This window comes from Nitratidesulfovibrio sp., assembly GCF_040373385.1.
Taxonomy (GTDB): Bacteria; Desulfobacterota; Desulfovibrionia; order Desulfovibrionales; family Desulfovibrionaceae; genus Cupidesulfovibrio.
In genome coordinates, this window is the sequence record NZ_JBDXXH010000004.1 from 97598 (window position 1) to 115941 (window position 18344).

Here is an 18344-nt window from a genome sequence, read left to right on the forward strand (position 1 = left end):
TCGTTGGCACAGAGGACTCATTGCATGCTCACCTAACGGCTGCCGCAAAAGGTTCCTTCCCCCGGTATGGTCTTTTCAACATACAAGGCGTTACATGCACATCGTTCTGTATCATCCGGAAATTCCGCCCAACACGGGCAATGTGGCGCGGCTGTGCGCGGCCACGCGCACCGCGCTGCACCTCATCGAGCCGCTGGGCTTCAGCCTGGACGACCGCTACCTGAAGCGGGCCGGGCTGGACTACTGGCCGCACGTGAACCTTTCCGTGTGGCCGGACTGGCAGGCCTACCTTGACGGGCCGGGGCGCGAGCGCCGCCTGGTCATGACCAGCGCCCGCGCGGGCGCTGCCGTGCACCGCTTCGACTTCACGGCGCGCGACGCCCTTGTGTTCGGGCCGGAGACCACCGGCCTGCCCGCCGAGGTGCTGGACGCCACGCCGCACCATGTGCGCATCCCCATCTGGGGCGAGGTGCGCAGCCTGAACCTGTCCACGGCCACGGGCATCGTGCTGTACCAGGCACTGGCGCATACCGGGGCGCTGGAAGGCCGCTGATGGATGCCCTGTGGGGCGCGTGGGGGCCGTGGGGCCTGCTGACCGTGCCGCCGCTGGCCCTGTTGCTGGACCTGTGGCTGGGCGACCCGCGCGGCCTGCCGCACCCGGTGTGCGGTGTGGGCCGCATGCTGCGCCGGGCAGAGGCCATGGCCCGCCGCCATGCGGACGGCCTGCCGGAAGGGGAACGCCCCGCCGCGCTGCGCCGGGCGGGGGTGCTTGCCGTTGTGGCCGTGGCGGGTGGTGTTGCGCTTGCGGTGTGGGGGCTGGTCAGCCTTCCCGTGCTGTCCCAGTGGCTTCCCGTGCTGTCCCCGTGGCTGGGCGCGCTGATGGCCGTGTATTTCGCCTGGGCCGGGCTGGCCCTGGGCAGCCTGCTGCGCGAGGGACAGCGCACCCTGCACGCCATCGAGCACGGCACGCTGGACGAGGCCCGCGCGGCGGTATCCATGCTGGTCAGCCGCGACACGGCGCAACTGGACCGCCCGGACCTGTGCCGCGCGCTGGCGGAAACGCTGGCCGAGAATTTCAACGATGGCTTCGTGGCTCCGTTCTTCTGGCTGCTGCTGGGCGGTCCCGCCGGTTTGTGGGGCTACAAGGCGGTGAGCACCATGGATTCCATGTGGGGCTACCGCACGGACCGGTGGTGCGACCTGGGCCGGGCCTGCGCCCGGCTGGACGATGTGCTGGCGTGGCTGCCCGCGCGGTTGGCCGCCTTTTTCCTGTGGCTGTCAGCGCCGCTGGTGCTGACGGACAAAGGGAGGGGAGGGGGGAGGGGCGGGGGCACGGGCATGGGGCCGGGCGTGGGACGCGGCTGGCAGGGCTTCGGCCCCATGGCCCGCGATGCGCGCAGCATGGAATCGCCCAACGCGGGCTGGCCCATGAGCGCTGCCGCGTGGCTGCATGGCGCGCCCATGGGCGGACCTACCCCCTATTTCGGAGTGGTGAAGCACAAGCCGGTGCTGGGGCCGCGACCAGAAGTGAACGAGGGTGGTGCGAAAGGGACGGACGGTGATGGCGGCGCGGCATCCGCCCCCGCATCCCCCTCCGTCTGGGACACCGAGCGGTTGTACCGGCTGTTGCGCCACCTGCGCGTGGCCGGGCTGGTGGCGGCGGGTTGCCTGTGGGGCGGGGCGCTGCTGCTGTTGCTGCTGGCGTAACGGGCAGGGTGACGCAGGGTTGCCGGACGAACGCACATCGCCCGGAAAGAGGAAAGACAAAGGGAGGCGCTTCGCAAAGCTCCTCCCTTCCTTTTGGCGTCGCGTGCCGGGTTGCGGGCGTGTCCTGTCAGCGCAACTGGCTGTCCTTGCTGCCCTTGCGGTTGTACAGCGAAACCGCTTGGCGGTCCCGGTCGGCCTCCTGCTGGCACTGCACGCACAGACGCACACCGGGCAGGGCCTTGCGCCGGGCTTCCGGTATGGGGTCTCCGCATTCCTCGCAGAAGTTCAGCCCAGGCCCTTTGGGCAGGCTGTCGCGCGCCCGCTGCACTTCGTCGGCGATGGAATCTCGTATCTGGTCGTTGACGGCGTTGTCGCCCGCCCATCCAGTGGCCATGGTATCTCCCCGCGCGCGGCGGTTTGCCCGCGCATGGATAATCTGTAAGGCATGCGCCCGCGCTGGCAAGGGCTGGGGGCGCTGGACAGGCGAACGAGCCGCGCGGATGCGCACACGGATCGCACGGACCCGCAAGAGACGGCATGGACTGCGCACGGGTGGGCAGACCGCTTTTTACGGTGCGTCGTCGCCCACGTCATCCGCGCGGTCGGGGTCCGGGGTTACCAGCACCCGGTCGATGCGTCGGCCATCCATGTCCACGATCTCGAAGCGGTGACCGCGCCAGCGCAGGGCATCGCCCATGGCGGGCATGCGCCCCAGCCGGTGCAGCATGAATCCGGCCAGGGTCTCGTACGAGCCGGGCCGGTCATCGGGTTCCTCCGCTGCGCCCAGCCCCGCCAGCGAGCACATTTCGTCGAAGGGCATCAGTCCGTCCAGCAGCCAGCTGCCGTCCTCGCGCCGCACGGCCGCCGGGTCGGGGTCGCCGCTTTCGTCGGGCAACTCGCCCACCACGGCTTCCAGCACGTCGTTGGGGGTGACCACCCCCTGCACCTCGCCGTATTCGTCCACCACCAGGGCGAAGGGCAGCCCTTCGGAGTGGCGGAACATGTCCAGCAGGGTCAGGGCGCGGGCCGTCTCGGGGATGTACAGGGGCTGCCGGATGAAGTCGTCCACGGGAATGTCCGGGGTGGCCAGCCGCGCGGCCAGGAAGTCGCGCGCCTTCAGCACCCCGGTGGCGGCGGCGATGTCGCCCCGCGCCACGGGAAAGCAGGAATGGGACGACTGCGCGATGCGCAGCATGTTTTCCTCGTCGGGCATGTCCAGGTCCAGCCATTCCACCTGCGAACGGTGGGTCATCAGCGAGCCCGCCCGCCGGTCACCCAGCCGGAAGATGCGTTCCAGCATGTCGCGCTCGGCGTGTTCCACCACGCCCGATGCCGCCCCCTCGCCTATGAGTCCCCGGATTTCCTCTTCCGTCACGGCCCTGTCGCCGCCCTCCGGCAGGCGCAGCAGGCGCGATGCCGCGCGCGACGAGGCGCTGAGCAGACGCACCAGCGGCAGGGCCAGACGCAACAGCAGCGCCATGAACGGCGCGGTGCGGCGGGCGCAGGCCTCCGGGTTGCCGAAGGCCATGCGCTTGGGCACCAGTTCGCCAAGGATCAGGGTGAAATAGGTGATGCCAAGGATCACCAGACCGAAGCCCAGCGGGCCGCTGTAGGGGCGCAGCACGTCCACGCGGGCCAGCGCGGCGGAAAGATGCTCGGCCAGCGCGGCCCCGCCGTAGGCACCGGTCAGAATGCCCACCAGGGTGATGCCGATCTGTACGGTGGAAAACAGCCGGTCCGGCTCGCGCAGCAGGCGCAGGGCCGTGGCCGCGCCCTTCACGCCGCGTTCGGCGTCCTTGCGCAGGCGCACCTTGCGCGAGGCCACCAGCGACATTTCCGCCAGCGAAAAGAACCCGTTGATCAGGATGAGCAGGAGGATGACGCCTGCCTCGAAGTAGATGGAGCCGGATGTGCCTGTGTCGTCCATGGGGGGTACTGCGGGCGCGGGGTACGGGGTGTTGCCCCGGACTGTGGGCGCGCGGATCTTGGCCGCCGTATGGGCCGGTGAACGGAATGCGCGGCATTAGTCCGGTCTTCATGGCCGGGCCGCGTTCGTGTCATTCCGTGATGTTAGGGCGCGCATGGCCCACAGGCAAGGGCACAGGGGAAAATTCGTGGAAACGCCACGCAAGGTGGCCGTGCGGAGGGGCGGCGGTGAATCTTATGCGACCTCGCCCGCGGCCTTGCCGCTGGCCCATGCCCAGTGCAGGTTGTACCCGCCAAGCTGCCCGGTGACGTCCAGCACCTCTCCGGTAAGGAACAGGCCGGGGCGCAGCGCGCTTTCCATGCTGCGCGAGGAAATCTGGTCAACGCGCACGCCGCCCGTGGCGGCTTCCGCCTTGCGCATGCCCTCCGTGCCCGTGGGCACGGCGGCGTGAGCGTGCACGGCCCCGTGCAGGGCGGCACGGGCGGACCTGGACAGTTCGGCGATCTTGCGCCCCGCCAGATCGGGCGGAACCAGCCGTTCCGCCAGCCGGTCGGGAAACAGGCGGCCCAGCAGGGTGCGCACCAGCAGCTTGCCGTGTTCCGGGGCGCGCAGCAGGTCGTCCAGGTTTGCGCCGGGCAGGAAGTCTATCTCCACCGGCTCGCCGGGCTGCCAGTAGCAGGATGCCTGCAAGGCCGCCGGGCCGCTGATGCCCCGGTGGGTGAACAGCAGGGGCAGCGTGAACGATGTCCCCCCCGTGGTCACGCGGGCGGGCAGGGCTATGCCCGCAAGGCCGTGCAGGGGCCATTGCGGGTCCATGACCAGCGGCACCAGCACCGGGCGCGACGGTGCCACGGCGTGCCCGAATTGCCGGGCGATGCGGTGGCCGATGTCGGTGGCCCCGATCTGCGGCCAGGCCGCGCTGCCCGTGGCCACCACCAGCGCTGCGGCGCGCAGCCGGATGGTCTTGGGGGATGCACCCTCCGTGCCCGCGTGCGTCCCGCTGTTCGCGCTGGCGTACGCACCGCCATCGGCATCACCACCGGCAGCCTGCGCGGGGGCCACGGTGACCACGAAGGCCTCGCCGTCGTGCTCCACCCCTTCCACCCGCTGCCCCAGCAGAAAGCGGCAGTCCGCCGCGCGGCAGCGTGCCTCCAGCAGGTCGGCCACGTCGTCGGCGGAGCGCAGGCAGAACAGCTGCCCGTGCTCACGCTCTTCCCAGGCGATGGCGTGCTCGGAGAGCAGGCTGACCATGTCCCACGGGGTGAACCGGGCCAGGGCGGACTTTGGGAAGTGGGGGTTGCCGCCCACGTAGTGGCGGGCGTGCATCTCCAGATTGGTGAAGTTGCACTTGCCGCCTCCGGCAATGCGCACCTTGCGGCCGGTGGCGCGGGCGTGGTCCACCAGCGTCACGCGGCGGCCCCGCGCGGCGGCGGTCATGGCGCAGAACAGGCCGGAGGCTCCGGCCCCCAGAATCAGCACATCGGTATCGGTGCGGGTCACGTGGTGTGGTGTGCCGGGATGCGCCCGGCGCTGCCAAAAGGTTGGAGAATGGCGCGGAATGCGCCCGTGGCGGCACTCCTACCCGAGGCCGCGCCGCTTGTCACCCTGCGCGGTGGCGGGGCGGGGAGTGGGGCATATCCCTCACAGTCCCGCCAGGTCCGTCAGGTCCGCCAGATTTGGCAGACCTGCCAGACCTGCCAGATCTGGCAGGCCCGCCGGGTGCGCAACCGCCCATCGACAGCCGGGGGGCCGGTACCGTATGGTCGCGCTCCGCGTTCTCGCGTGTTCGGCCACTGCGAGAGCCAGCCAGCATTTCCGGGCCATTCCCCCGATAATACTCCCCATCGCAAGCCCTCAAGGACCGCCGCCCATGCCCGTCTCCTTCGCCTCCAGCTATCGCGCGCCGTTCTTTTTGCGCAACGGGCACGCGCAGACCATCTTTCCCGTGCTGTTCCGCCCCCGCCCGGAGGTGGAGCAGCGCCGCGAACGACTGAACCTGCCCGACGATTTCATCGACCTCGACCTGACCCCCGCCGATCCCTTTGCCCCGTTCCGGGGGGTGGTCGTCGTGTCCCACGGGCTGGAAGGCAATTCGCGCCGCCGCTACGTGCAGGGCATGGCCAGCGCCCTTGCCGCCACCGGCTGGGACGTGGTGGCCCGCAACTTCCGGGGCTGCGGCGGCGAAACCAACCGCCAGCCGCACATGTACCACAGCGGTGAGACGGAAGACCTGCACGCCACCGTGCAATTCTGCCTGGCCCGGGGCTACCGGCGCATCGCGCTGGTGGGCTTCAGCATGGGGGGCAACCAGACCCTGAAGTACCTGGGCGAGAACCCGGACCGGGTGCCCCCGGAGGTGGTGGGCGCGGCGGTCTTTTCCGTGCCGTGCGATCTGGTGGGGGCGGCGGCGGTGCTGGACCGGCCTGCCAACCGCATCTATATGGAATATTTCCTGCGGTCGCTGCGGGTGAAGATGCGCGAAAAGGCGGCCCTGTTCCCCGGCCAGTTCGACCTGACCGGGCTGGACGCCATGCGCACCTTTGCCGAGTTCGACGAGCGGTTCACCGCGCCGCTGCATGGCTTTGCCTCGGCCATGGACTACTGGACGCGCAGCGGCTGCCTGCCGGTGCTGCACGCCATCCGGGTGCCCACCCTGCTGGTCAACGCCTGCGACGACCCCTTCCTGTCGCAGGGCTGCTTCCCCGAGGCGGAGGCGGCGCGCAACCCGGCGCTGCACCTGGAAATGCCGCGCGACGGCGGCCACGTGGGCTTCGTGACCCTGAATGGCGGCAACCGTTACTGGTCCGAAGCGCGGGCGGCGGACTTTCTGGCGGGGCTGGGCGCGGAGCAGACCGGGCACTGATCCGGTCAGGCTGGGGTACGGCCAGGCCGCACCTTGTTCCGAACCATGGCGTACCATGGCGAACCGTGGCGACTGGGGCAGGCCGGGGCAGGCCGGGGCAGGCCGGGTGCCGCCGAACATCTTCGCCCTTTGGTCCGCCTTTCCCCGAAAACGACGCGACGACGGGACGATGCCTGCGCATCGCTCCGTCGTCGTTGCGTTCCGGGCGGAAGCGGAAAAGTCGATGGGGGGACGCCGACGCAGGACAGCCCGCCAGTTCGCCCGCGAACCGCCAGTCGATCCGCTAATTGAGCCGCTTGTTGTGCTCGGGCATGACCGCCAGCAGGGTGTCCTTGTCCAGCGCCTCGGAGCGGGCCAGCAGGCTCTGGCCGCGCAGGGCGGAAGCTCCGATGCGCCGCATCACCGACTGGTAGGCGGGGTGGGCCCGGTTGGGCAGGGTGTCCAGAAAGCCGTGCCGGTTCAGCAGGGTCAGCAGGCTGCGCACGGATTCGGCCATTTCGGCCATCTCGGCGCACAGGTCAGCGCGCAGGTCCATGTCCAGCGCGGGCTTGGTGCCGTCGGTACGGGTGGCCTCGCCAAGGCGGCGGAGCATGTCGCGGTCTTCGGTGGTCAGGTTTTCGGCGGCCTGGCGCATGATGTTCTGTTTCACGAGTGTGCCTCCTTGGGCTTGCCGTCGTGAAAGCAGAAAGTGTGCCGTTCTTGTAACATGGCATAATTGCACGGCTTCCCCGCGATGCGCCGGAAATCGGACGCGCCGCGCATGCCTGCGTGGCCGAAAGGCTGACGGTCTGGCCGGTGTCCGCCATCCGATGGTCCGACCCGTCGGCGCACCGCCAGGGACCGGTGCGCCTTCGCCTCGCCGCCCGTCCTGCCCTCCGGCATGGCCGTCCGCGCGCGCTGCCGTGTCACCAACGCAAAGGCGGCCGGAACCCTTTCGGATTCCGGCCGCCGTGCGTTTTCGATGCGGCGTGCCTTTCGGCTGCCAGCGTTCGTCTTGCCGCCGTTCTTCGCTACTTGGACTTCTTCTTGGCGGCTTCCATCTGGTAGCGCTTCTGGGCGGTGAGCACCGACTTGCGCAGGCGGATGGACAGGGGGGTGACTTCCACCATTTCGTCCTCGCGCACGAAGTGCAGGGCGCGCTCCAGGGTCATGGGCCGCACGGGGGTAAGGATGACGTTCTCGTCCTTGCCCGAGGCGCGCATGTTGGTGAGCTTCTTTTCCTTGGTGGGGTTCACGTCGATGTCGTTTTCGCGGTTGTGTTCACCGCAGATCAGCCCTTCGTACACCGGGTCGCCGGGCACGCAGAACATTTCGCCGCGCGGCTCCAGGTTGAACAGGGCGTACGCCACGGCATTGCCCGAACGGTCAGACACCAGCGAACCGGTGAACCGGGTGGGGAAGTCGCCGCGATACGGCTCGTACCCTTCCAGGTACGAGTTCATGATGCCGGTGCCCTTGGTGTCGGTAAGGAATTCGTCGCGGTAGCCGATGAGCCCGCGCGAGGGCACGGAAAACTCCAGCCGCACGCGGCCTGTGCCGTTGTTGGCGCAGTTGGTCATGCGGCCCTTGCGGATGGACAGCTTTTCGGTGACCACGCCCATGAACGTTTCGTCGCAGTCCACGTACAGGTGCTCGATGGGTTCCAGCCGTTCGCCGTTCTGCTCGCGCATGATGACTTCCGGTCGGCCCACGCACAGTTCGAAGCCTTCGCGGCGCATGGTTTCGATGAGAATGGCCATCTGGAATTCGCCACGGCCCTTCACGATGAAGCTGTCGCGCTCTTCCGAGTCCTCGACGCGGATGGCCACGTTGGACAGGACTTCGCGCATCAGGCGTTCGCGGATCTTGCTCGACTGCACCAGCTTGCCTTCGCGCCCGGCCAGCGGAGAGGTATTGATGGTGAAGCGCATGGCCACGGTGGGTTCGTCCACGCGGATGCGGGGCAGGGCGCGGGGGGCTTCTCGGGTGCAGATGGTGTCGCCGATCTTCACGTCCTCGATGCCCGCCACCACCACGATGTCGCCGGGGTCGGCCTCGTCGGCATCGCGCAGTTGCAGCCCTTCGTAGACTTGCAGGCGGGTGACGCGCAGGGGGTTTTCCTTGCCGGCCTCGTCAATGCAGACAAGGCTGTCCTTGGCCTTGACCGAGCCGTGGAACACGCGGCCCACGGCCATGCGGCCCAGGTAATCGGAGTAGGCAAGGTCGGCCACCAGCATCTGGAAGGGTTCCGCCGGATCGTACATCGGTCCGGGCATTTCCTTGACGATGGTTTCGAACAGCGGGCCAAGGTCCACCTGTTCGTCCTCAAGGCCGTGCATGGCCACGCCCTCGCGGCCGATGGCGTACAGCACGGGAAATTCCAGTTGCTGTTCGTTGGCGTCAAGGTCGATGAACAGGTCGTAGATTTCGTTCAGCACTTCCTGCGGGCGGGCGTCCTTGCGGTCGATCTTGTTGACCACGACGATCACCTTCAGGCCTGCTTCCAGCGTCTTGCGCAGCACGAAGCGGGTCTGGGGCAGCGGCCCTTCCGAGGCGTCCACCAGCAGGATGGCGCCGCTGGCCATGGACAGGGCGCGCTCCACCTCGCCGCCGAAGTCGGCGTGGCCGGGAGTGTCGATGATGTTGATTTTTACGCCCTGCCACGACACGGCGCAGTTCTTGGCGGCGATGGTGATGCCGCGCTCGCGTTCCAGGTCCATGCGGTCCATGACGCGGTCGTCCATCTGCTGGTCGGCGCGGAAAACGCCGCTCTGACGGAACATGGCGTCCACGAGGGTGGTCTTGCCGTGGTCAACGTGGGCGATGATGGCGACGTTGCGCAACCTGTCGTTGTGCACTGCGGTGCTCAAGGGAAATTCTCCTGGCGGGATGGGCTTCGGCCACGGGCGGGGCAGGGCCTCTGGCCCGGCGCGGCTGGTGGCTTGTGGGGGAAGACGCGTTCCCGCATGCGGCGGGGAGGCGGGGCGGGGCAACAACGCGACAACCGTGAGGCGGCCCGGCGAGGGGCCGTGCGATGCCGGTTGCGGCGTGTCGCGGACGGCATCCATACACCTACGCGGGCCGAGTGGCAAGCGTGTGTCGGCGGGTCGGAATGATAAAGGAAATGTCGCTGATGGGTCAGATAGTTGTGCTGGGCCGGGTATGGGGGATGTGTAGGCTTGCTTGTGGCGGCAACGAACCGTGCGGCAGGGGTTGTTTCGTTGTTGCAGAACAACCCGTGCGGACTGCGCCCGCCGCCGGAGATCGCCGCCGGAGGGCTTGTGACGGCGGAAGCTCCGGCGCAGCGGGTGCACCGCAAACTGACCGGCGGTAAAAGCACGCCCCGGACATTTGCCGGGGCGACGAGAGCCATGCGCGCATGCGCATTCCGCCGGGCAGATCGCCCGAGGCGCGCCAGCGCCGCAGGGAAGCTGCGCGGCGTAGGAATGCGGCGCATGAAAACGTGGGGGGACCAGGGGGGCGGAGCCCACCGGAGCGCGGGGGTGCAGGGGGCTCTCGCTCAAGAGCCCCCTGCCCACGCCGGAGGCGGCCCAAACTACTGGTTGGCAACCCTCATGATACTATGTGAGGCCTCTGGGTTAGCAGAAGCGGAACGCATTTTCCTCCCCCCCTACACCCTCTCCACCACCGCCGCCACCAGCCGGGTCAGCCTGTCGCCAGCCTCGCCCGCCACGCGGATCACTTCCTCCAGCGGGGCTTCCTTCATGCAGTCGGGCAGGTTCTTGTTGGTCAGGCACGAAATGCCCAGCACCCGCAGGTCCATGTGCCGCGCCGCGATTACTTCCAGCACCGTGGACATGCCCACGGCGTCGGCGCCCAGTTGGCGGTACATGCGGGTTTCCGCCGGGGTTTCCATCTGCGGGCCGGGCACGCCCACGTACACGCCGCGCTCCAGCCGCACGCCAAGGTGCGCCGCCTCTTGCAGGGCGATGCGGCCCAGCGCCACGTCGTAGGGGGCGCTCATGTCGGGAAAGCGCGGTCCCCAGGCGTCGTGGTTGGGGCCGGTCAGGGGAGTGCGCCCGGTGAAGTTGATGTGGTCGGTGATCAGCATCAGGTCGCCCGCGTCCCAGCGCGGGTTCAGCGCGCCAGCCGCGTTGGTGATGACCAGCACCTCCACGCCCAGCGTGGCCATGACCCGCACGCCCATGCACACGTCTTCGGGCGCGTAGCCTTCGTACAGGTGGCAGCGCCCCTGTTGCAGCACCACGTCCACCGTGCCGATGCGCCCGAACAGAAACCGCCCCTCGTGCGAGGCTACGGTGGACTGCGGAAAGCCCGGCACCTGCGAGTAGGGCAGGGGGCGGGGATTGATCAGTGCGTCGGCCAGGCCGCCAAGACCGGTGCCGCAGACCACGCCCACGCGGGGCCGGGGGGCGTGTCCGGCCTGTTCGGACATCCCGGACAGGCCGGAAGTGATAACGGATGCCGCATTCTGGACATTTTCCGGGTTTTGCATAAGATCACCGACATTATTGATTGTGCGTGAACGGTGGGGGGCCACCAGACCGGTTGGTCCGGTCCGCACTGCCCGCGCCCATAAGGGGGAACTTGGGGGCGCAGCACCGCGAACAGGCAGGATATTAGGCCGAACCTATGGATATAGCAACTTTTTTCGGCGTGCTCACGGGCTTCGGCCTAGTCATCAGCGCCATTCTCATGGGGCCAGAGCCGGGGAAATTCTTTGACATCCCCAGCGTGATGATCGTGTTCGGGGGTACTGCGGCGTCCATTCTGGTTACCTTTCCCCTTGAAGAGGTGATGCAGGCGGTGCGGGGCGGCTGCAAGGCCTTCGGTTCCAAGCGGGTGCAGGCCCAGGACGTGGTGAACACCATGGTCCGCATCGCCGAGATCAGCCGCCGCGAAGGGCTCATCGCCCTCGAGAACGTGCAGACCGAAAACGCCCTGATCAAGAAGGCCTGCCAGCTCATCGCCGACAATGCCGACCCCGGCCTGATCCGGGGTACCGTGGCCATCGAAATCGCCTCCATGAAGCGGCGGCACAACGTGTCCATCGGCGTGTTCAACCGGTTGGCGGGGTATTCCCCGGCCTACGGCATGATCGGCACGCTCATCGGCCTCGTGCAGATGCTGGCCACCCTCAACGATCCCTCTTCCATTGGTCCGGCCATGGCCGTGGCCATCATCACCACCTTCTACGGGGCGCTTCTGTCCAACCTGCTGTTCCTGCCCATCGCAGGCAAGCTGAAGGCGCGCAGCATGCAGGAGGAATTGCACCTGCTGGTCATCTTCGAGGGGGCGAAATGCATCCTCGAAAACAACAACCCCAGGCTGGTGTACGAGAAGCTTTCCTCGTTCCTGCCTCCCAAGGAGCGCAAGGATGGCAGATGACGACGATCTGGACATGGAATCCGAAGCCGACGAGCCGCCTCAGGAATGGCTGGCCACCCTTGCCGACGTTTCCATGCTGTTGCTGTGCTTCTTCATTTTGCTCTTTGCCCTGTCCACCATCGACAAGACCAAGGTGACCGAAACGTTCGACGCCGTGCGCACGGTGTTTGGCGGCAAGGACAAGGAACTGTCCACATCCGCCGTGCGCAGCGACGAATCGAGCGCCCTGCTGGAATCGGTGCGGCTGCAACGCCAGATCATCGAAGCCCAGCGCAACACCTATTCGGAAATGCGCACCTACTTCAACAAGACGGGGGTAGAGGGCGTCATCGGGTCCGTATTCGACGAAGGCGTCATAACCCTGCGTATTCCCGCGGAAGTCATGTTTGCCCCCGGCGAGACGGATTTGAGCCCCCAGGCCGAGCGGTACCTGAAGCCCCTGGCCGACCTGTTCGTGCGCAAGAAGGATCAGTCCATTAATATCCGGGGGTTTACGGACGACTCGCAACCAGGCTCAACGTCAAGATTCCGGGATAATTGGGAACTTTCTTCGTTGCGCGCGGTGAGCGTATTACGCTATTTCCTGAAAGCGGGCATCGACTCCAAGCGGTTGACAGCCACCGGGCTTGGTGAGTTAGACCCCCTCTTCCCGAACACCACGGAAGAAAACCGGGCGCGCAACCGGCGTGTGGAATTCATGCTGGAACGCCGGGTGACCAAGTGACGCCGAGTCACCAAGTGACACCGAGTCACCAAGTGACACCGAGTCTCCAAATGACGCGGGGGGGCCTGCACACAACCGGGGGGTGTCGGGGATGGCGATGACGACGACACACGACGAATTCGACGATTTCGATTTCACGCTGCCCTCGGATGTCGAGGGCGAACGCCGGGCCTACCGCACGTCGGTGCCCGGTCTTGCAGCCAGCGTGGCGGGGAAGGACGGCACATTCCCCGTGGAAAACGTGAGCGCGGTGGGCATTGCCATGCAGGCCCCCGGCCACGCCTTTGCGGAAGGGGAGGACCTTCGGGTCGACCTGCTGATCCAGGGCAGGCCCTACATCACCGCGCTGCCCGCCAAGGTGGTGCGGCTGGGTGAGGGGGGCCTCGTCGGGTGCGAATTCGCCTCGCCGGACTTCTGGCAGGAAGCGCGCCTGGACAAGCTGGTGCTTGAGGTTCAGAAGCGGATGATCGCCCAGCGCAAGGCGGAATCCGAAAAACGTGATGCGCAGGCCGCAGGGCAGCACCGCGACGGCGGGGCTGCTTCCGATGCGTCTTCCGACGCGCCCGCAGGCGCGGGCGGTTCCACCACGTTCACGGTGGACAGCGTCGCCGGGACGGAACTGGACGTCTGACGGCCACGCGCGGGCATGAGGGTGCCCGTGTGGTGGCCGACGATGGTCCGGCGTCGCGGTGGCGTCGTGCGGCCTATGAAAATGTAACAACCATATCGAGGGACATTGGTGCAGACGAAAGACCATAAGGTGCTGGTGGCGAACAGAGGGGAAATCGCCATTCGCATCGTTCAGGCCTGCCGCAAGCTGGGCCTGGCTTTCACGTGCGTGTACACGGCGGAGGACGCCGCGTCGGGCCATGTGCGCATTGCCCGAGAACTGGGTGGCGACAAGAGCCTCTGCCGCGTCTCCTCCTATCATGATGCCAACGAGCTCATGGCCGTTGCCGACGATGCGGGCGCCACCGCCGTGCATCCGGGCTACGGCTTTTTCGCCGAAGACTACCGCTTTGCCCGTCGCGTTTCCCAGCGCGATCGCAAGCTCATCTTCATCGGCCCTTCGTGGCGGGTAATCCGCGAACTGGGCGACAAGATCAATACCAAGCGCCTCGCGCGCAGCCTGGGCGTGCCCACCGTGCCCGGTTCCGACCGGCCCATCTACGACGAGATGGAAGCGGAAAAGGTGGCCCAGAGCCTGTTCGAATTCCAGGAACAGCAGGGCATCCGCAAGCCGCTGGTGCTGGTCAAGGCATCGGCGGGCGGCGGCGGCATGGGCATCGAAGAGGTGTACGACATCGACCTCTTCCGCTCCGTGTACCGGCGCATCCGCAACTACGCCCTGCGCCAGTTCAAGGACGAGGGCGTGCTCATCGAGCAGCGCATCCGCGACTTCAACCACCTGGAAGTGCAGGTGGTGTCCGACCGCAGCGGGCGCAACCCCGTGCATTTCGGCACCCGCAACTGCTCCATCCAGTCCACCGGCCTTCAGAAGCGCATCGAGATCGCCCCCGGTTTCGATCCTTCGTCCATCGAATACGGTTTCGACGCCGCCCAGGTGCTGCGCGACATCACCCAGCACTCGCTGGCCATGGCCCGCAAGGTGGGCTACGACAACGTGGGTACCTGGGAATGGATCGTCACCCGCGACGGTCGCCCCTTCCTGATGGAAGTGAACACCCGCATCCAGGTGGAAAACGGCGTGTCGGCCACCATCGCCCGCGTGCGCGGGCAGAAGGGCGTGGACCTGATCGCCGAGCAGATCCGCATCGGCCTTGGCGAGCCGCTGGGCTACGGGCAGGAGGACATCACCTTCGACGGCGTGGGCATCGAATACCGCCTCATCGCCGAAGACCCGGACAACCGCTTCACCCCGTGGGTGGGCCGCGTGGACGGCTTCGGCTGGCCCGAACGCCCCTGGCTGGCCATGCACACCCACGTGCCCAGCGACGACCCCTACGACATTCCCACCGAGTTCGACCCCAACCTGGCGCTGGCCATCATCTGGGGCAAGGACCTTGCGGAAGCAAGGGAACGCGGCGTCGAATTCCTCGACACGCTGGTGCTGGAAGGCGCCAACAACGCGGGCGAGCCGCTGCGTTCCAACGTCCGGTTCCTGCGGGACAACACCGGGCGCATCCTCAAGTTCTAGGGGCAGTTTCCGGATGGTCCTTTCGTCCGTTGGCATCGTGGCCGACGAGCGAAAGTCCTGCCTCGGAAGCAGCCCCCGGCCATCGCCGTCCGCCATCCCCTACCGGCGGACACGCGGCAGCCTTCGTCCGCCACGGCACCGGCGCGCGAATACCCGCCGCCAAGCATGCTACCCGAACCCGCCGGAACTGCGGGGAAGCGACATATGGATACCGAAAAGAGAACGCAGCACCTCGCCGAACGTCTGGGCTACATCCGCGACGTGTTCGGCGGAAAGCACAACGAGAACATCGCGCTCCTCGAGTCCAAGTTGCAGGAATTCAACCTGCGCCTGTCCGAGGGCTCCATCAGCGACGAAAACGCCGCGCTGACAACCCTTGAAGACCTGTTCGACTTCGTGGAGCGCAAGCTGGAAGCCGAACTGACGCCCATGGACAAGGTGCGCATCGTGCGGCACCCGCAGCGCATCTGCCTGCGCGACATCCTGGAAAACGTCTACGACAACTACACCGAAATCGGCGGCAAGGACGAACACTCCATTGACCCGTCCATGCTCATCGCCCGCGCCTACATTACCCGGCGCAACGGCAAGAAGACCATCAACCAGCCGGTTCTGGTCATCGGGCAGGAAAAGGGCCACGGAGAGGAATTCCGCAACGGCGGTTCGGTGAAGCCGTGGGGCAACGCCAAGGCCCTTCAGTACATGAAGGTTGCCGAAACCGAAGGCATCCCCATCCACACCTACGTCTTCACGCCCGGCTCGTACCCTGTCGAGGACTACCCCGGCGCGGCCCAGCAGATTGCCCGCAACCTGTACGAAATGGCGGGGCTGCGCGTGCCGGTCATTGCCGTGTTCTCGGAAGGCGGCTCTGGCGGGGCCGAGGCCATCGGGCTTTCCGACCGCCGCCTGATGCTCTCGCACGGGTATTATTCGGTCATTTCGCCCGAAGGGGCGGCGGCCATCGAAGGCCGCCTGCGCCATGGGCAGCGCGCCACGCCCGAACTGATCGAAAAATGCGCCCAGCAACTGCGCATCACGGCGGAAGACAACCTGCGCATGGGCTATATCGACCACGTGGTGACGGAACCGCCGCTGGGCGCGCGCCCGTACCACTACGACTTCTTCCGGGGCCTGCGGCAGGAAATCATCCGCGCCACGGACGAGGTGATCCTGAACGTGAAGGGCTTTGCCCCGTTCCGGGCCATGGTGCTGCGCCGCCGTCGCGGCAAGGCCGAAACCATGGACCTCGACAACATGTACGTGCGCTGGAGCCTGTCGTCGTCCGCCAAGGACCGGCTGGTGGCCCGCCGCCATCGCAAGTTCAACCGCCTTGCCCGCAATGCCGCGCGCGACCGGCGCCCCGTGCTGCGCAAGCTGTCCAACATGGGCTGGGACGCCTGGTGGGACATCTACTCGTACTTCAAGTACGACCTGCTGCGTAAGCACCAGCAGAAGATCGCCTACCTCATGGAAGAGGTGGAGGCCGAAGCACAGGTGCTCGTGGAAAAGGTGGCCGCCCCGTGGCGCAAGATCACCTGCGCGCTGCCCGGCGGCGCGTGCCAGAGCAGCGAGCAGACCGAACGCGAACTGACCACCCTGTCCGACTGGGACGAAGAGGGGCAGCGCAACGGCAACTGGAGCTATGTCAGCCCCCGCGCCAAGGAAGACCGCGCCATCACCTGCCCCAACGCGGGCAGCCACGGCTGCCTCGACCTGTGGGCCCCCGACCTGTTCGGCGAATTCGCCGGGGTGTGCACCTACTGCGGGCACCACTTTCCCATGGAATACCAGTGGTACCTGCACAACGTGTTCGATGAAGGCTCCATCTTCGAGTTCAACACGGAAATCGAGGCGGGCAACCCCCTCGGGTTCGAAGGGTTCGACGTCAAGCTGGAGCAGGCCAAGAAGCAGACCGGCCTGAAGAGCGGCTGCGTCACCTTCGAGGCGCGCATCGACAACGTGAAGCTGGTGGTTGCCATGCTGGTGGCCCCGTTCCGGGGCGGCTCCGTGGGTGCGGCAGAGGGCGAAAAGTTCGTCCAGGCCGCCGAGCGCGCCAAGAAGAAGCGCTATCCCTTCCTGGCCTACGTGCACGGCACCGCCGGCATCCGCATTCAGGAAGGCACCAACGGCGTCATCCAGATGCCCCGCTGCACCATGGCCGTGCGCCGTTACATAGAGGCCGGGGGCCTGTACCTTGTGCTGTACGACACCAACTCGTACGCCGGGCCGCTGGCCAGCTTCCTGGGCTGCTCGCCCTACCAGTTCTCCATCCGTTCGGCCAACATCGGCTTCGCCGGGCCGGGCGTCATCAAGGAGACCACGGGCGTGGACATTCCGCCGGACTACCACAGGGCCTACCGCGCCCTGTCGCGCGGGCACATCCAGGGCATCTGGGACCGCCGCGACGCGCGCATGAACCTGAAGCAGGCCCTTCTGACCATGGGCGGCCGCAACCTCTACTACCGGTAGGGGAAGGCCCCAACGCAGGATAGGTGACATCCGTGTTCGACATCACGCAATTGCTGGATGAAATAAAGGCGTCTCCATACGAGGAGATCGTCGTCGCCGCGCCGCATACCGGCGTGGTCACGTTCGCCGACGTGCGCGAAGGCACCCGGGTCATCGGGCCTTCCGGCACGTGGAAGGAAAAGAAGGGCACGCTGCTCGCCACCATAGAGCGCGAGCGCAACCCAAAGCCCATCCACGCCGTGGAAAAGGGCGAGGTCAAGGAAGTGCTGCGCCACCTGGAAGGCACCTTCGTCGAGGCGGGCACCCCCCTCGTGCGGTTGCGCCACTTCCTGTCCAAGGACGAGGTGCTGGCCATCATCCTCAAGAAGGCCCTGCACCTCTTTGTCGCGCCGGAGCGCGCCAAGTACTACTTCGCGCCCGACGTGGACAAGAAGGTCAAGGCTTCCGGCGCCAGTTCCGTCTCGCTGCACGAGGGCATGGACCTGTTCATCATGTCGCGCATGAAGCGCGAGGCCTCGCTGGCCTATTCCGGCCCCAGCGGCGTCATCTACGCCGTGTACTTCCAGCACAACGAAAACGTGGATGCGGGCCAGCCCCTCATCGGCGTGTGCCCGCCGGACCAGCTCTCGCTCATCGAGGACGTGGTGGCTCGCGTGCAGACCGAGTGGGAAGAGCGGGAGTAAGCCATGGGCAAGGTGTTGCAGGTGCGCGTGTGGGCTTCTACCTACCGCGACGAGGATGTGGAAAAGGCCTGGCCGCTGCTTGTGGCCCTTGTCTGGCCCGAACCTTTCATCCGGCCCGTGGCCGGACAGGTGCTGGGCCCCGCAGACCGGCGCGGCGTGCTGGAACTGGTGCAGGCCCTTGACGACGGGCTGCGCTTTGCCGGGTGGGATGCCCCCGTGCGCGACGCCCTGGCCGACCGCGTGCCCGCCATCGTGGCCCTGCGCGACAAGCTGGACGCCGCCCTTGCCGAATGGGACGCCCGCACCGCCAACCGCATCACCGACGAACTGGAAGAAGCCCTGGACCAGGCCGAAAAGGCGCTGGTGAAGGCGAAGTAGAGATAAAGCCGATTCCTTTTTAAGAGGGAAAGGCAGGAAAGATAACGGGGGGAAGGGGAGGACACTTTGAAAAGTGTCCTCCCCTT

Annotated in this window: 16 protein-coding genes; 10 read left to right on the top strand and 6 right to left on the bottom strand. The window is 66.9% G+C overall.

Annotated features, from left to right (window positions below; genetic code table 11):
- Positions 1-94: 94 nt before the first annotated feature.
- Both ABWO17_RS08805 and ABWO17_RS08810 read left to right on the top strand, forming a co-directional pair.
- Positions 95-553 carry a tRNA (cytidine(34)-2'-O)-methyltransferase gene (locus ABWO17_RS08805; protein WP_353117658.1) on the top strand — a complete coding sequence of 153 codons (459 nt, stop codon included), beginning with the start codon at positions 95-97 and terminating at the stop codon, positions 551-553.
- Complete coding sequence (locus tag ABWO17_RS08810) at positions 553-1707, top strand: CobD/CbiB family cobalamin biosynthesis protein (RefSeq protein WP_353117660.1); 1155 nt, start codon at positions 553-555, stop codon at positions 1705-1707. The genes ABWO17_RS08805 and ABWO17_RS08810 overlap by 1 nt, the downstream gene beginning before the upstream one ends.
- A 127-nt stretch (positions 1708-1834) precedes the next feature.
- On the opposite strand, the gene ABWO17_RS08815 is transcribed toward ABWO17_RS08810, so the two are convergent.
- The 3 genes from ABWO17_RS08815 to ABWO17_RS08825 all read right to left on the bottom strand — a co-directional run bounded on the left by ABWO17_RS08815 (position 1835) and on the right by ABWO17_RS08825 (position 5134).
- Positions 1835-2101, bottom strand: a complete 267-nt coding sequence (locus ABWO17_RS08815; RefSeq protein ID WP_353117662.1) for a DksA/TraR family C4-type zinc finger protein — start codon at positions 2099-2101, stop codon at positions 1835-1837.
- 174 nt (positions 2102-2275) lie between these two features.
- Complete coding sequence (locus ABWO17_RS08820) at positions 2276-3634, bottom strand: hemolysin family protein (RefSeq protein ID WP_353117664.1); 1359 nt, start codon at positions 3632-3634, stop codon at positions 2276-2278.
- A 234-nt stretch (positions 3635-3868) separates the two neighbouring features.
- Positions 3869-5134, bottom strand: a complete 1266-nt coding sequence (locus tag ABWO17_RS08825; RefSeq protein ID WP_353117666.1) for a BaiN/RdsA family NAD(P)/FAD-dependent oxidoreductase — start codon at positions 5132-5134, stop codon at positions 3869-3871.
- A gap of 370 nt (positions 5135-5504) precedes the next feature.
- Here ABWO17_RS08825 and ABWO17_RS08830 point away from each other — a divergent pair, with 370 nt between their 5' ends.
- Complete coding sequence (locus ABWO17_RS08830) at positions 5505-6497, top strand: YheT family hydrolase (protein ID WP_353117668.1); 993 nt, start codon at positions 5505-5507, stop codon at positions 6495-6497.
- Between the two features lie 283 nt (positions 6498-6780).
- Here the strand turns inward: ABWO17_RS08830 and ABWO17_RS08835 are convergent, their stop codons facing one another.
- The 3 genes from ABWO17_RS08835 to ABWO17_RS08845 form a co-directional block, all read right to left on the bottom strand.
- Positions 6781-7146, bottom strand: coding sequence for a hypothetical protein (locus ABWO17_RS08835; RefSeq protein WP_353117670.1), 366 nt, complete (start codon positions 7144-7146; stop codon positions 6781-6783).
- Between the two features lie 361 nt (positions 7147-7507).
- Positions 7508-9346, bottom strand: a complete 1839-nt coding sequence (typA, locus tag ABWO17_RS08840; protein WP_353117672.1) for a translational GTPase TypA — start codon at positions 9344-9346, stop codon at positions 7508-7510.
- Positions 9347-10107: 761 nt separating this feature from the next.
- On the bottom strand, positions 10108-10953 hold the full coding sequence (locus ABWO17_RS08845; protein ID WP_353117674.1) for a purine-nucleoside phosphorylase: 846 nt from the start codon (positions 10951-10953) through the stop codon (positions 10108-10110).
- Between the two features lie 137 nt (positions 10954-11090).
- Here ABWO17_RS08845 and ABWO17_RS08850 point away from each other — a divergent pair, with 137 nt between their 5' ends.
- From ABWO17_RS08850 to ABWO17_RS08880, 7 genes are all read left to right on the top strand, one after another.
- On the top strand, positions 11091-11846 hold the full coding sequence (locus ABWO17_RS08850; protein ID WP_353117676.1) for a motility protein A: 756 nt from the start codon (positions 11091-11093) through the stop codon (positions 11844-11846).
- Positions 11836-12570, top strand: a complete 735-nt coding sequence (locus tag ABWO17_RS08855; RefSeq protein WP_353117678.1) for an OmpA/MotB family protein — start codon at positions 11836-11838, stop codon at positions 12568-12570. Before ABWO17_RS08850 ends, ABWO17_RS08855 begins: the two co-directional genes overlap by 11 nt.
- A 97-nt stretch (positions 12571-12667) precedes the next feature.
- Entirely contained in the window at positions 12668-13201 is a 534-nt protein-coding gene (locus tag ABWO17_RS08860) for a PilZ domain-containing protein (protein WP_353117680.1), read from the top strand.
- Positions 13202-13309: 108 nt separating this feature from the next.
- Complete coding sequence (locus tag ABWO17_RS08865; protein ID WP_353117682.1) at positions 13310-14728, top strand: biotin carboxylase N-terminal domain-containing protein; 1419 nt, start codon at positions 13310-13312, stop codon at positions 14726-14728.
- A gap of 204 nt (positions 14729-14932) precedes the next feature.
- Positions 14933-17197 carry an acetyl-CoA carboxylase carboxyl transferase subunit alpha/beta gene (locus ABWO17_RS08870; protein ID WP_353117684.1) on the top strand — a complete coding sequence of 755 codons (2265 nt, stop codon included), beginning with the start codon at positions 14933-14935 and terminating at the stop codon, positions 17195-17197.
- A gap of 32 nt (positions 17198-17229) precedes the next feature.
- Positions 17230-17880: a biotin/lipoyl attachment domain-containing protein gene (locus ABWO17_RS08875; protein ID WP_353117685.1), complete on the top strand. Its 651-nt coding sequence runs from the start codon at positions 17230-17232 to the stop codon at positions 17878-17880.
- 3 nt (positions 17881-17883) lie between these two features.
- Entirely contained in the window at positions 17884-18258 is a 375-nt protein-coding gene (locus ABWO17_RS08880; protein WP_353117687.1) for a hypothetical protein, read from the top strand.
- Positions 18259-18344 lie beyond the last annotated feature (86 nt).